The sequence below is a fragment of the Mycobacterium persicum genome, assembly GCF_002086915.1.
Classification (GTDB): domain Bacteria; phylum Actinomycetota; class Actinomycetes; order Mycobacteriales; family Mycobacteriaceae; genus Mycobacterium; species Mycobacterium persicum.
Genome location: NZ_MWQA01000001.1, coordinates 4,985,404 through 4,998,698 on the forward strand (window position 1 = coordinate 4,985,404; position 13,295 = coordinate 4,998,698).

At 63.8% G+C, this 13,295-nt stretch carries 14 protein-coding genes; 3 read left to right on the top strand and 11 right to left on the bottom strand.

The features are described from left to right. The first annotated feature begins 376 nt into the window (after positions 1-376). Both B4U45_RS22815 and B4U45_RS22820 read left to right on the top strand, forming a co-directional pair. On the top strand, positions 377-571 hold the full coding sequence (locus B4U45_RS22815) for a hypothetical protein (protein ID WP_075546552.1): 195 nt from the start codon (positions 377-379) through the stop codon (positions 569-571). Continuing rightward, complete coding sequence (locus B4U45_RS22820; protein ID WP_075546551.1) at positions 562-975, top strand: PIN domain nuclease; 414 nt, start codon at positions 562-564, stop codon at positions 973-975. Before B4U45_RS22815 ends, B4U45_RS22820 begins: the two co-directional genes overlap by 10 nt. A gap of 543 nt (positions 976-1,518) precedes the next feature. Here B4U45_RS22820 and B4U45_RS22825 read toward each other — a convergent pair. Then, on the bottom strand, positions 1,519-2,127 hold the full coding sequence (locus tag B4U45_RS22825; protein ID WP_075546549.1) for a TetR/AcrR family transcriptional regulator: 609 nt from the start codon (positions 2,125-2,127) through the stop codon (positions 1,519-1,521). A gap of 68 nt (positions 2,128-2,195) precedes the next feature. Between B4U45_RS22825 and B4U45_RS22830 the strand changes: the two genes are divergently transcribed. Then, positions 2,196-3,353, top strand: coding sequence for a serine hydrolase domain-containing protein (locus B4U45_RS22830; RefSeq protein WP_075546548.1), 1,158 nt, complete (start codon positions 2,196-2,198; stop codon positions 3,351-3,353). Positions 3,354-3,467: 114 nt separating this feature from the next. On the opposite strand, the gene B4U45_RS22835 is transcribed toward B4U45_RS22830, so the two are convergent. The 10 genes from B4U45_RS22835 to phaZ form a co-directional block, all read right to left on the bottom strand. Further along, a complete protein-coding gene (locus B4U45_RS22835; RefSeq protein WP_075546547.1) occupies positions 3,468-3,896 on the bottom strand; it encodes a TA system VapC family ribonuclease toxin in 429 nt (142 codons plus the stop codon). Further along, on the bottom strand, positions 3,886-4,113 hold the full coding sequence (locus B4U45_RS22840; protein ID WP_075546574.1) for a CopG family transcriptional regulator: 228 nt from the start codon (positions 4,111-4,113) through the stop codon (positions 3,886-3,888). Before B4U45_RS22840 ends, B4U45_RS22835 begins: the two co-directional genes overlap by 11 nt. A gap of 196 nt (positions 4,114-4,309) precedes the next feature. Continuing rightward, complete coding sequence (locus B4U45_RS22845) at positions 4,310-5,605, bottom strand: LuxR C-terminal-related transcriptional regulator (RefSeq protein WP_075546546.1); 1,296 nt, start codon at positions 5,603-5,605, stop codon at positions 4,310-4,312. Between the two features lie 91 nt (positions 5,606-5,696). Beyond that, a complete protein-coding gene (locus tag B4U45_RS22850; protein WP_122526390.1) occupies positions 5,697-6,974 on the bottom strand; it encodes a PucR family transcriptional regulator in 1,278 nt (425 codons plus the stop codon). Positions 6,975-7,063: 89 nt separating this feature from the next. Beyond that, a complete protein-coding gene (locus B4U45_RS22855; RefSeq protein ID WP_244899386.1) occupies positions 7,064-8,329 on the bottom strand; it encodes a cytochrome P450 in 1,266 nt (421 codons plus the stop codon). A 130-nt stretch (positions 8,330-8,459) separates the two neighbouring features. After that, entirely contained in the window at positions 8,460-9,299 is an 840-nt protein-coding gene (locus tag B4U45_RS22860) for an SDR family oxidoreductase (RefSeq protein ID WP_075546543.1), read from the bottom strand. Continuing rightward, entirely contained in the window at positions 9,296-10,342 is a 1,047-nt protein-coding gene (locus B4U45_RS22865) for an aromatic ring-hydroxylating oxygenase subunit alpha (protein ID WP_083135048.1), read from the bottom strand. Before B4U45_RS22865 ends, B4U45_RS22860 begins: the two co-directional genes overlap by 4 nt. Beyond that, entirely contained in the window at positions 10,339-11,295 is a 957-nt protein-coding gene (locus B4U45_RS22870) for a PDR/VanB family oxidoreductase (protein ID WP_075546541.1), read from the bottom strand. Before B4U45_RS22870 ends, B4U45_RS22865 begins: the two co-directional genes overlap by 4 nt. Positions 11,296-11,430: 135 nt before the next feature. Beyond that, positions 11,431-12,252 (bottom strand): alpha/beta fold hydrolase, encoded by an 822-nt coding sequence (locus tag B4U45_RS22875; protein WP_075546573.1) that lies wholly within the window; start codon positions 12,250-12,252, stop codon positions 11,431-11,433. 116 nt (positions 12,253-12,368) lie between these two features. Beyond that, positions 12,369-13,193 (bottom strand): poly(3-hydroxyalkanoate) depolymerase, encoded by an 825-nt coding sequence (phaZ, locus tag B4U45_RS22880; protein ID WP_075546540.1) that lies wholly within the window; start codon positions 13,191-13,193, stop codon positions 12,369-12,371. Between the last annotated feature and the right edge of the window lie 102 nt (positions 13,194-13,295).

Consider the following 13,295-nt stretch of genomic DNA (forward strand, 5'->3'; position numbering starts at 1 on the left):
CAACTGCTGGCGCTGAGCGACATTCGAGCCCTCCGCGATCTCTGCGACACCCGGACTTCGAGCCCATGGTAACCGGCGTGTCTCACGAACTTGGCGGATCCGCCATCACTCCGCCATCATTCGTGAGATTCCGCCAGGATCCGTGAGAACCTACATATGTGCCTACATATGTGTAGGTTCTCACCACGGATGGCATCTCGCCACGGCCGCGAGCAGCGCTTTACCCGAGTTGTCTCACGACGGTGCCGGCCGGTTTGTCTCACGAATTGCCGTATTTCCTAGGCGGATTGCTGCACGCGGCTGGTCGCGAGGGGTTCCGGCTCTCTATCCTATCCGAACGAATATATACGTCACCGGTAACATATATACTAGTGCGATGACGAAGCATCTGATCGACATCGACGACGAGACGCTGGGCGCTGCCCGCGCCGAGTTGGGCACCAGCACGATAAAGGACACGGTGAACGAGGCGTTGCGCCGCGCAACGGCCGTTCGCGGACACCGGATCACAGCGGCTATGGACGTGCTCGCAAAGGCCAGCCTCGACGATCGCTCCGAAGCGTGGCGCTGAGCTTCGTACTCGACACCAGCGTAGTCAAGCGGCTCGGACGGCCCGAGGTCCGTGAGGTCGTCGAGCCACTGGCCCTCGGTGGGCAACTCGGCCGGCCCCGCATCTGCGACCTCGAAGTGGGCTACTCGGCCCGCAATGCCGACGAATGGGATCTCCTCGTGGGATCCCTCGATGCGTTCGACGCATTGGAAACAACTGCCGCTCATGTGAATAGAGCGTTGCAGGTTCAGCGGCTGCTCGCTACACGCCGCCAGCGGGGACGAAAGATTCCCGACCTGCTCGTCGCTGCCGCGGCCGAAGAACTCGGCATCCCTGTTCTGCATTACGACGCGGACTTCGATCTCATCGCCTCGGTCACCGGCCAACTCTGCCGATGGGTCGTGCCCGCAGGAAGCATCGAGTAGCCCCCGGCTACGGACGAATGACAGTGTCGAAATTGGGGCAGCCCGTCCACGCCAGGGTGTCTCAAGTTCGATGCACAAGTGCAGCGCTGGTGCAGCCGAACTTGAGAAAGTGCAGTCAAACTTGAGAGCCTACAAAGGCGGTCGCTGTAGGTTCCCATCCTCGACGACATGTCCGGCGTCCGCTGACCTGTGGCACTTCCAGTTGTCTCACGGCGATCGAGAGGCGGTTTGTCTCACGGACCGCTTCGATTCCTACGGTCGGGCGCTACTCGTCGCCGATAGCGGTGATGACCTCAAACCCGGGCGCTCCGTCGAGTCGAAGAGCCCGCCATGCGAGACGAGCGGCCTGCCGAGTCGATTGGGGGCGGCTCGCGATCCAGCGGTCACCGTCGTGAAGTTCGTCGCCGAGCGCGTGGCCAATCTGTTTGCACCGCAGGCGCATGGTGGCACAGGCGGTGATCGCCGTTGTCTTCTTCCGATTGCCGGTCAATAGGCCGGGGTGCGCGCGGTCCGGCTCCGGACACGGCACTTGGCCAGTCGCGCTTAGGGATTTTGGTGCGTTGTCAGGAGCGCATCAAGTGTGATTGTGAATGCTTCGTCGATGCGGTCATGGTCCTCGGTGGCTGCCAGGTCGAGTTGAAGGCCGCGGATCTGGGCGAGCAGCGCTGTTGCGACGGCAGGCGCGCGGCTGGGCGAGAATCCCTCGCGGATGAGCCTGTCTTCAATCGGTGTGATGAATGCGTGCGAGGTTGACTCCAGGATGCCGGCGTACTTGCTGCGATCGCGCAGGGCCAGTCCGTAGATCTCGGCCAGCAATAGGAACTGCCGGCGTTCTTTGGGGTCATCGAGTCGACGCCAGAACGCTCGCAGCAGCTCGGCGGTGGATGCGGCGCTCAGGTCGCCGTCGCGAACTATCTGGGTCAGCAGCTCAGCGCGGAGATGCTCGACGACCTCGGCGAGCAGTGCTTCCTTGGAGGTGAAGTGCCGGATCACCGTCGCATGAGTGACGCCGAGTGCCTGAGCCAGCGGTCGGAGCGACAAGTCGGCGATGCCGTGGTCGAGGACATATTCGGCGGCGGCTGCCAATAGCTGGGGGCGGCGGTGCTGGTAGCGCAGCGCGCGGCCGTCGATGCGCGATGCCGGCTCTGTCATGACGCGGATCCTACACTAGCCGTACCAAACGGTTGACAAACCATTTGGTACGGCTAGTATGGTCGAGCATGGAACCCAATACCCCTTCTGTCTCGCTCCTCGACCTCGGCCTGTTCACCGGCGCGCCGCAGCACCAGAACTTCCCCCGCCTCAGAGACTTCGTGGCCTCGCGGGAGATGACGCCCTCCCGCGCGCCATTCACCTTTCCGCACGGCGAGCCGGTCGAATTGCCGGCCACCTATGACTTCGAGGGCTCGACGAAATCCATGCACGACTTCTTCGTCGACACCGATACCGCCGCCCTGCTCGTCATGCAGAACGGGGCAGTGCGACACGAAACCTATGCCTTGACCGGCGGGCCTGATACGCAGTGGATCTCGTGGTCGGTCGCCAAGAGCTTCATCTCCGCCCTGGTGGGTATCGCGATCGACGAGGGGTTCATCGGCGACATCGACGATCCGATCAGCGACTACATCCCGGTGTCCCCGGGGTCGGCCTACGACGGAGTCGCCATCGGCCACGTCCTGCAGATGTCATCGGGGGCGCGGTGGAAAGAGGACTATTCCGACCCGGAGTCCGACATCATCCGTCTGGGCGCGGTGATGGCCGGCATCAGCACGCTGGAAGCCTTCGTGGCCAACATGGTTCGCGAAAGCGAACCCGGAACGGTGTGCCGCTACAACTCGACCGACACCCAGGCGCTCGGCTCCCTGCTCGTGCACGCCACGAACCGCTCACTGTCGGAATACATGCAGGAAAAGCTCATCGAGCCGCTCGGCATCGCCGCACCGGGCTACTGGCTGCTCGACAGCACCGGTATGGAGATGGCCTTCGCCGGTCTCATGCTCACCCCGCAAGACTTCGCCAAAATCGGAGAGCTATTCCGCAACTCGGGCGCCTGGCGCGGTCAGCAGGTAGTGCCGGCTGCGTGGGTGCGCTCCTCGATCACCGCCGGCGCGCCGCACCTGAAGCCCGGCCGCGTCATCCTCAACGACCACGCCGTCCCGCTCGGCTACGGCTACCAGTGGTGGCTGCCCGACGGCGACCACGGCGAATTTTCCGCGATCGGCATCTACAACCAATTCGTCTACGTCGACCCCTCCCGCGACGTGGTCATTGTCAAGCTGTCCGCCAACCGCGCCTACGGCACCACTCCCGACGAGTCGACCAACCGGGAAATCGAAACGATCGCCTTCCTCAGAGCCATTGCCCAGCAATGCGACTGAACCACCCGACCTCGCTCCTCACGACAACCACCAAGACAGTGCTATCTGAGCCCAATACTTGCCGGGAAGTCTATGGAAAGTGTTGTCCCGCAAACCCGCTCATCCGGCGGACAGCTATGCGCTCAGCGGGTTAATCCAGCGAAGTACGGGGAAACGCATGAAATCTGGGTCGGCAGAGGCTAATTCGACCCCGTGTTCGACCGCGAGCGCGGCCAGTTGCGCATCTGGCACGAGATTACCCGTGATCTCGACTTGTTCGGACAGTCTCGCGTAGACCCGCGCTGTGGTCTCGGTCGCGGGTGGGATCCACACCACTGGGACGGCGAGCCACTCCGCTACGTATCTCCAAGCGGCGGGGCCGGACAACGGATTCTCGGCGACTCTTGGATGGGTAGCGATTCGCAAGAACGCACCAATTGTCTGCCAGGGCAAGCCGACTCGGCTATCGCCGTCAAGCACTTCTTCTAGCCAGGACGCGGCGGCGACGTTATGGGCGCTGCTCTCGTCGACGGCATACAGCAGCAAATTCGCGTCAACGATCATCGTCGAGCAGATCGAGCACGTCGGCGACGTTCGTGACGTCTACTTTCAGGCCGATACGCGAGGTCCGATGCTTGTACACAACCGTCTTGGGTGGGGCCCCCCGAGCCATCCCTCTGCGCGCCAAGAGATTCAGGGCCTCGCTCAGGCCCATCCCCTCGCGGCGAAGGCGCTCGATCTCACTGGCGACATCGCTGTCAATCACCACCGTTGTCCGCACGAATCCGATAATAGCGGCAACCGCATCATGATGCATCACTATCGGCATGGCCGTGCCTCGCGAAACAGATCGGTGCTCAGGAGTCGCCGAGGCCCCAGCTGATGACACGTGTGGGGTAGCGCCAGCGTGGGCAGCGAGACCACCGGCCCGTCGGCGTACAGCAGCGCGTCGGTGAGCTCGAACAACGCGCGGGTCGCTAGCGCGCGACGGCTGATAGGCGTCCCTGCACTGGCGGTGCGGATCCATGCACGGCGCTGAGCCGCATGTACCGAAACACCGCTTCAGCTCGATTGGATGCCTTCAACTTTCGCAGAATGTGCTTGACGTGCGTTTTGACGGTGCCCTCGGAGATCACCAGGTGCGTTGCGATCGCACCGTTGCTCTTGCCTTGGGACATGAGCGCCACCACTTCGATTTCACGGCGTGATAGCAGCGACTCGATGCCGGAATTGGCGGCCAGTGATGCGGCGATGGGGGGTGGCGCGGTGACACCATCAGTCTGTGGCTGCGGGCGGCCGAGCTCGGTCCGGGCCGTGCACAGGTCATCGGCGGCGGTCGCGATGCCACGCACCATCCGTTGAATCTCGTTGCGCGCCGAGCGTAATCGCTCGCTGAGCGCCGTGCGCTGGAATGCGTAGCCGAACGCCTCGGCGAACATCCACAGCACCGCCAAGTCCTCGTCATCGACGTGCCGGCGGCTGACGTAGCAGTCGGCGTGCAGCAAGCCGATGATCCGTCCGTCGGGCATGATCGGCGCGGCGACATAGGATCGCGACAGCGACGCTTGCCCGATCGCGGCATTGGTGCGGCGAGCATGTTGCGCGTCTCGGACGAGCACCGGAGCACGGCGACGCATGATTTCGCTTTCAATGAGCATGTGGTCGATGTGCACCGGATGGGCGCGCCCCACCCTGGCGATTTCGCTGGCCCACTCGGCGTCGGCCTTGACATGGACGCTTTCCACCCGCCACGTCGACTCCTCGACGCGCGAAACGATGGCGCGGTCAAAGCCGCACCGACACAGCTCGGCCGGCGCACGCTCGAGCATTTGCTCGATCGAGTCGACACCATGCAATCGCGACAGTGCGGAGCGGGTGGCAGCGTAACGGTCCTGCTTCTGCCTACCTTGGGCTTGGGCGACCTCCACTTGCAGATGGCAGATTTCGGTGAGCAACGCGATCATTGTCGAGTTGGTGGTGGCGACTTCGGCGAGGCGGTCGTAGGCCGACTTCAGGGCCGCTTGAATGCTCATGAAGTTGCGGTCGTCGTCGAGTGCGCCGACGTTGTCGAATCCCGGTAGCGTGGCGACCTCGTGCAGCGCGGAGACCACGCGGTCCCTCAATGGCTGATCGCGCAGGGGCTCGCCGACGAGAGACCAATCCCCAGCGTCGGCAACGCGGATGGAACAAACTTCCGGAAAACGCAGCACGTTTTCACCGGATCGGGGCCAGAAATCGGCGGTGCCGGGTGGATTTAAGGTGGCGGTACTCATGTGGCCAAAGCTACGGCGACGTGCGCCCCTTCAACATGGAAGCCGCTTCCAAATCTCGAACTGGGCACTGGAAGCCGGCCACAGGGCGGCGCTATGACGTTTGCGTGTCGGATTGGCCCGCACTGGCCAGCCCGCCGGGGCTGAGGTTGGCACTGGCATCAGCCAGGCGTAACGCCACCTCAAGCTCGAGTCGGCGGTCGCCTAGCGAACGGCCGAGCAGGTCCTTCGCCTGTTCGACGCGGTACATCACGGTGTTTTGATGCACGCCCAGCCGTTCGGCAGTCTTCGACCAGCTCATCCCCTCCTCGAAGAAGGCGACAAGTGTCGCACGAAGCCTACGGCTGCGCTCAGTGTTCAAACTCAGCTCGCCAAGCTCTGCTTTGACGAACTGCCCCGCGGCCGACAGATCCTGGGTCAGCAGAGCGCTCAGCACCGTGTCGTGGTAGCGGGCGACGGTGCCCGCCGCGTAGGAAAACACACCGCTCGCGCGGCGGCCGTCACGCGCTTGGCGGTGAGACTGGATAAACCCGTCCAGCCCGTCGCCGATTCCCCCGACCGAGGCGAGCAGCGGGGAGTCGACCGACAATGCGCCGGGCGGGGAATCGGTCACGTTCGGGCCGCCCGTCCAAGCCCAAACCACCGACGGGCCCGCCGGAACGACCAGCAGCTCGACGCCCTTGAGTTTGTGCGCGACCGCGGCGGCGGCACCTTTCAATGCCTGCAGCGACGGTTTGTGTTGCGAGCGGGGATCAACCCACACCATCAACGCGACGTGTCGTCGTTCCAGGGTGTATCCGAGCGCCGCGCTCGTCGCATGCAGATCAACTGGACGCCCCGCCACCATCGCGTGGACCAGTTCCGCGCGAACCGAGTCGGCGCTTCGCACCCAAAGCTCGCGTTCCCGCTGGTAATAATCGACGAGGTCACCGCAGACCTTTTCGCAGAGTCCGTACAGGTACCGGGAGGCGGAATTAGCCAACTGCCACTTCACCTTTTCGGGGACATCCAGCCGCTGCACCGCCTCACGTAGTGCCGCGTCGCACAACCCCAACCCGGTCACATAGCAGCGCGGAATCGCCGCGACACTGATGCCTCGCTGCGCCAAGGTGGACACCCAGTTGAGGGTCACCTCCGGGGCCTGTGCCGCCGACGGCGACTCGCAGGCAGCGAACCCGCGCAGTACCGCCTGCACGTTGGGCAATGCGGCCTCGACCGTCAACTGCTCGAGGTCCTTGTCTTCGGGCTGGTGCAGTTCTGCGACCACCGCCACCGCGCGCAGGCCGATGCGCTCGGCTAGTTCGGCCACGTCAATCGATGCCGCGACCGCGGCGGCCTCCTGAGCTGCGACGTGTACGAGGTCCTGAGCCAATTACGCCCCTAGATCGCATAGACAACGTGACCGTAGCACTTTTGCGCCCCCCGCCAGCCCGAAAGCCGCGCGGTTGCTGTCGGTTATTGTCAGCGACGGGTTGGAGGCGTCCAGCGCGCCGGCAGCGAGTGCACGCCGTGGATGAAATTGTTGATCTGGAACTGGGGCTCACCAGCCAGCGTGATATCGGGAATGCGGGTATAAATCTCGGTGAAGACCGCGCTAAGCATCTGACGCGCAAGGGTATTGCCGAGGCAGAAATGCGGGCCGCCGCCGCCGAAGCCAAGGTGATCGTTCGGGTTGCGAAGGATGTCGAACGTGCCCGGATTCTCGAACGCCTCAGCATCGCGGTTCGCCGAGCAGTACCACATCACGACGTGTTCGCCCTTCTTGATCTCAACGTCGCCGATCGTCGTGTCCGCCGTGGCGGTGCGCCGGAAATGCATGACCGGGCTGCTGTAGCGGACGACCTCCTCCACAGCAGTGCCCAGCCGGCCGGGAAGGTCCTCAACCAGCAGATCGCGCTGGTCCGGGTGCTGCGCGAACAGCCGCACCGCGTGTGCGATGGTGTGGCGGGTGGTGTCGTTGGCGGCCGAACCCAGCAGCGAGAAAAACGACATGATTTCTTGGTCGTCGAGCTTCTTGCCCTCGAACTCCGCGTTGGCGACCCAACTCATCAGATCGTCCTTCGGATCCTTGCGGCACTTCTGAGCCTGCGCGAGCGCGATAGCCTGAATGCGCATGGCTTCCTCTACGTGCGTGGTCAGGGCGTCACGACCCAGCGCCATCCGCGGGTCGTCCCACGCCAGCATCCGCTCGGCCGCCTCCATGATGACGTGTTGCTCTTCACTGTCGCGTTCGACGCCGAAAAAGTGAGCGAAGATTCGGCCGGGGACGTACTTCGCGTACAGATCGGCGAAGTCGCCCTCACCGCGGTCGATGATCTCGTCCAAGCGCTCCCGTGCGGTCTGGGCTACCCAGTCAGCCAATTTCCGGATATTGCGCGCGGTGAAGGCCTGCTGGATCAGGCCGCGCAGCCTGCGATGGTCCTCGCCATCCATCACCAGAAACGACGCTGTGGCCCTGATGGCGTCTATGGGCATGTCCTCCATCAACACGCCCAGGCCAGAGCAGAACAGTTCCTTGCTGCGGGAGACGTGGCGACAATCCGCGGCTTTCGTGACCGACCAGAATCCGGGCGTGTTCTCATCCGGCGGGAGCAATGTCGACTCGTACGGCCGGCTATAAGAAACGGGCTGCTCCGTGCGCAATCGCGCGAATGCCTTATCCCGTTGCTCGAAGTCCTGTTCCCAGAATGACCTGGCGGCTAGGTCCAATTCGGGGTCCGTGATCATCAGGGGGTGTTCGGCAAATCTGGTCATGAAAGCAGGTTGCCACCGGCCGATTCGCCTGACGATCCGGCACACGGCGGAAGCACATCTCTCGTTGGGGGTGCCTGATGGCGATAGGCACATTGCGACATCATCAATCACCTGCCGGCGTGCGGTCTGCCGACGCCACCGCGAGCGCGTGATTGAAGATGCCCGACCCGGACAACGCCAGGCCACCGTCCACCACGATGCGCGCGCCCGTCACGAATGACGCCAGCGGCGATGCCAGAACCACCGCCATGGCTCCGACCTCTTCGGCCGTGCCGAACCGGCCCAACGCGATGCCGTCGGTCCAGGCCTGGCGGCCAGCCTGCGCGGCCAGCCGTTTCATTCCTTCCGTACCCTCGATCGGACCGGGGACGATGGCGTTGCTACGGATGCCATGCGGACCCCACTCCAGGGCGAGGTGTCGCACCAGGCTGTCGATCGCCGCCTTGGCGGCGCCGACGTGTGCCTGATACAGATACGGCGCGTCGGACTGACCCGCCGAGATGAACAGCAGGCTGCCGCGGGTTTCCTTGAGTTGATCGAAAGCCGCATGCGCCGTATGAAACGAGCCGAGCAGGTCGATGTCGACGACGGTTCGGAATCCATTGCTCGACATCTTCTCCGCGGGAGCCAGGAAGTTGCCGGCGGCCCCGCATACCACGGTGGAGATCGGACCGATATCATTGCGCGCCTTAATAAATGCGGCTGACATCGCCTCCAAGTCGCGGACGTCGGCCACCGATATCGACACCCTTGCCCCGAGTTGACCGAGTTCTTCGGCGGCCGCCTCCAGCCGCTCCCGGGTGCGGCCACAGATCGCGATGTCGGCGCCCACCTGTGCGAAGCAGCGCGCGATGCCCAGGTTGATGCCGCTGCCACCACCGGTGATGAAAGCAGATGTGCCACTGAGCAATTCCGGCGACAGGCAGGTGCTGATCGCTTTCATGTTTGCGCCGGTGTCCCGGCGGTGGGGGAGCGGTACTGGCGCTCCTGGGTGAGCATCGACTCGACGATGCCGCGCGCTTTCAAGACTCCCGCGTCGGCCGACACACGGAATCCATTCGCGGCTCCCGCCTCACCAACGGTGTCCTGGATCGTCTCGACGACGCCGACGTCGACCCGCATGACCCGCTCGAAGACCTCGTGTAACCCCTGTCCGACCTGCTCGTCGTCGAGGCTGTAGTTGCGAGCGAACTGCCAGAAAAGATGAGTACTGCACGGCGTTTCAGGCGTCACGGCTTGAATCCGGACCTGCCCGAAAGCCTGGCCGTCGGCACCGAAGAGATCCCACCCTTCCACCAGCACGGCGGGCGAGATGAACGTGCCGTAATGCCGGCGGTGGTAATCGCGATCACGCGGCAGGCACGTTGCCGCCGCTTCCCAGTCGGCCAACGGCGCCACAGGCATGCCGCGGGAGAACGTCACCGACGTCTCGGATACCTCGATTTCGTCGAGGGGGGCCACCGAGCCGATGGTCGGCGGCGTCTCCTGCGGGTGCACCCACGGGATGTGCGTCAGGTCGAGATAGTGCTCGTGCACGAGCAGGTAGTTGGCGTTCACGCGAAGCGATGTGCCCGACGAAGCCCAATCCTGCCCGGTCAACCATGGCAGCGCGGGCAGCGGCCGGCCTTCTGAGTGCCCGGGCGCGCCGAGCCAAATCCACACGAACGGAGCAACTTCACGGACGGGATAACGCGCAACGCACGCTCCGTACGGCGGGTGGGGCTGCGACGGAACCTTTACACAAGCCCCAGTCGGGTCGTACTGGAACCCGTGGTAACCACATTCGATGTTGTCGCCCTTGACATGTCCCTTGGACAGCGGATAACCGCGGTGGCCGCACTGGTCGGCCAGCGCAACGATCTCGCCTGACTCTTGCCGGTAGAGCACGACACGGCGATCCAGCAGCCGGCGGCCAAGGGGCGCTCTGCCGATCTCGTCACTGACGGCCGCCACGTACCAGCAGTCCCGGGGGTAGTTCGCGGTCATACGTCGAGCACCAGCTTTTCCGACAGCGAGCGCGACACGCAAATCATCATGCAATCGTTCTCGGCCTTTTCGTCATCATCGAGCACCGAATCGCGGTGATCGGGGCTGCCTTCCAGCACGGCCACCTCGCACGTACCGCAGATGCCTTCCATACACGACGCCAGCATGCTGACCCCTTTCGCCTTGATCGCCTCGAGGATTGATTCGCCAGGCCCGACGTCGACGGTGATGCCGGAGCGCTGGCATACGACCTGGAAGTTGTCGAGGGCGTCTTCGGACGGCGTGTGCGCATCTGGCTTGGCCGCGAATCGTTCGATGTGCAAAGCGTTTTTCGGCCAGGACTGGCAGAACTGTTCGACGGCGCTGAGTAAGCCTTCGGGCCCGCAGCAGTACACCAGGGTGTCGTCACGCGGGCTGCCGAGGACGCCGGCAAGGTCGGGCATTCCCTGCTCGTTCAGGGGCCAGATCGTGACCCGCTCACCGTATTTCGAGAGTTCATCCACGAAGGCCATCGATGATCGCTGTCGCCCGCCATACAGCAGGTGCCAGTCAGCTCCGTCCGCCTCAGCCGCCTCGATCATCGGCATCATCGGTGTGATGCCGATGCCTCCGGCGATAAACTGGTATCGCTTCGCCCGTTGGAAAGGGAAATGGTTGCGGGGACCGCGAACTTGGATCCTGGCGCCCTTGTGCAGTTCGTGATGAACGTGCTTGGATCCGCCGCGGCCGTTCGGATCGAGCAGGACGCCTACCTTCCATCGCTGCCGGTCGAGCGGGCTCGAACACAGCGAGTACTGTCGCACCAGCGAGTCGGTCAATATCAAGTCGATGTGCGCGCCGGGATTCCAGTCCGGCAGGTCGCCACCGGACGGCTCTTCGAGCACCAGGCCAACAACGTCGTCGGCGAGTTCTTCGCGTTCGGCGACGATCAGTTCGACCGTGCGCTCCTGCATCTGCGGAACTTGGCTCACCCGAACTCCTTTGACACGATCACTAACCGCATGTCATCGAAGCGTGCGACGTGCGAGATTGCACGACAAGCCGTCGGAGGATGGACCGTTATACCCCGAATGGGGAGTATTCGCGGGTTAGGGCCGATCGAGGAAGTCCTCGACGATCGGGGCGAGCTCGTCGGCACTCGTCACCAGCCCGAGATGACCATCGTGGAAGACGTGCAGTTCTGCGTTCGGAAGTAGTGCGCGCATGAGTCTTCCGTTCACCGGTGGAATGATCGGGTCATCGTCCCCTGTCAGGATCAGCGTCGGCTGCCGGATCAACCGGGCGAACGGAACGCTTGTCCAACCCAGCGCGGCGAGCTGCTGGTAGAACAGACCGCGCCGATCGTTGTGCATGTGCTCGAAGATGGCAGGTGTCGGGGATCCCGTCCTGGCCTTGCCGCCATAAATCGTGGGCGCAACCTGACGGGCGTGGGCGGGATCGTCGAAGCGGCGCCGGGTAAGCATTTCGCGTACGACACCCAGCCCGCCTGGAATCGGGGGGCCCATAGTGCTACTGACCACGATCAGCCTGCGGCACCGGTGACCGTATTGAAATGCGAACTGCTGTGCCAGCGCTCCTCCCCACGAGACGCCGAGCACGTCGACGATCGGCACGTGCAGCGCATCGAGCAGGTGGCTCGTCAACTTTGCCGGCACGCGCATCCGATACGGCCGTGATGGTGTTTCAGACTCGCCTACCCCTGGGACGTCGAAGCGGATCACGCCGGTCTGGGGCGGCAGGGCATCGACGAAAGGTTGGAGTCCCTCCAGGCTCACCCCAAGACCGTTGCACAGCAGCAACGGTGGGCGGCTACCGTCGCCGTCTCGGACGGCGACCCGGAGCCGACGGCCGTCGACCTCGACGAAGCTCGTCGAGAAGTCCGGCTCTTGCTGGCCGCGAACGGAATTCATCATTTTTCTCCCTGCGGTGGGTTGCGGTAACGGGTCATTGCGACCGGTTGGTCGGTCGATCAGGCTGGCGGTCGCCGAAGTTGCACCGCTATACCCCGAAGGCGACTATTCGCGCGCTATCGCCGATCAAGGAATTCCTCGACGATAGGGGCGAGCTCGTCGGCACTCGTCACCAGTCCCAGGTGACCGTCGTGAAAAATCTTGAGCTCAGAGTTCAGCAGCGCCTGGCGCAGCATCCTGCCGTTCACCGCTGGAATGACCGGATCGTCGTCTCCGGTCAGGATCAGCGTCGGCTGGCGAATCAGGGGGGCAAACGGAAGGCTGGTCCAGCCCAGCGCTGAGAGCTGCTGGTAGAACAGACCGCGCCGGTCATTGCGCATGTGCGTGAAGATGGGAATTGATTGCTTTTCCGAACGAGCCTTGCCGCCATAGATTTTCGGTGCGATCCGCCGGGCGTGTTCGGGGTCGTCGAAACGCCGGCGGGAAAGCATTTCCGGGATCACCCGCGGGCGGCCGGGTATACCTCCCAACACACCCAGAGCGGTACTGACCAGGATCAGCCTGCGGCACCGGTGACGATGTTGGAACGAAAACTGTTGTGCCAGAGCTCCTCCCCAGGAGACGCCGAGAATGTCCACCTGGGGAACTTCGAGGACGTCGAGCAAATGGCTTGTCAGCCGCGCGATTCCCCACATCCGATACGGTAGCAACGGGGTCGGCGACTCCCCGATCCCTGGGACGTCGAAGCGGATCACACCCGTCTGCGGCCGCAGCGCGTCCACGAACGGCTGGAGTCCCTCGAGTCTCACCCCGAGTCCGTTGCACAGCAGCAGCGGGGGACGGCTCCCGTCGCCTTCTCGTACCGCGATCCGCACTCGGCGGCCGGCGACGTCGACGAAGCGCGTCTCCAAGTCCTGCTCCTGACTTGGGCGTGTACTCATTGGTCTCCTCTGTGAAGTCATCCGGCGCGGACGTTACCTGCCGGAGGAGGCCACTTTGGGGCTGGAAAGCCGGTCGGGAGAGGCAGTTCCTACGGATGGGAG

Coding starts and splice junctions, on each gene's coding strand:
- B4U45_RS22860 (WP_075546543.1), bottom strand. CDS start 9,299: ATGAAAGCGATCAGCACCTGCCTGTCGCCGGAATTGCTCAGTGGCACA.
- B4U45_RS22865 (WP_083135048.1), bottom strand. CDS start 10,342: ATGACCGCGAACTACCCCCGGGACTGCTGGTACGTGGCGGCCGTCAGT.
- phaZ (WP_075546540.1), bottom strand. CDS start 13,193: ATGAGTACACGCCCAAGTCAGGAGCAGGACTTGGAGACGCGCTTCGTC.
- B4U45_RS22875 (WP_075546573.1), bottom strand. CDS start 12,252: ATGAATTCCGTTCGCGGCCAGCAAGAGCCGGACTTCTCGACGAGCTTC.
- B4U45_RS22825 (WP_075546549.1), bottom strand. CDS start 2,127: ATGACAGAGCCGGCATCGCGCATCGACGGCCGCGCGCTGCGCTACCAG.
- B4U45_RS22830 (WP_075546548.1), top strand. CDS start 2,196: ATGGAACCCAATACCCCTTCTGTCTCGCTCCTCGACCTCGGCCTGTTC.
- B4U45_RS22845 (WP_075546546.1), bottom strand. CDS start 5,605: ATGAGTACCGCCACCTTAAATCCACCCGGCACCGCCGATTTCTGGCCC.
- B4U45_RS22870 (WP_075546541.1), bottom strand. CDS start 11,295: ATGCAGGAGCGCACGGTCGAACTGATCGTCGCCGAACGCGAAGAACTC.
- B4U45_RS22815 (WP_075546552.1), top strand. CDS start 377: ATGACGAAGCATCTGATCGACATCGACGACGAGACGCTGGGCGCTGCC.
- B4U45_RS22855 (WP_244899386.1), bottom strand. CDS start 8,329: ATGATCACGGACCCCGAATTGGACCTAGCCGCCAGGTCATTCTGGGAA.
- B4U45_RS22835 (WP_075546547.1), bottom strand. CDS start 3,896: ATGATCGTTGACGCGAATTTGCTGCTGTATGCCGTCGACGAGAGCAGC.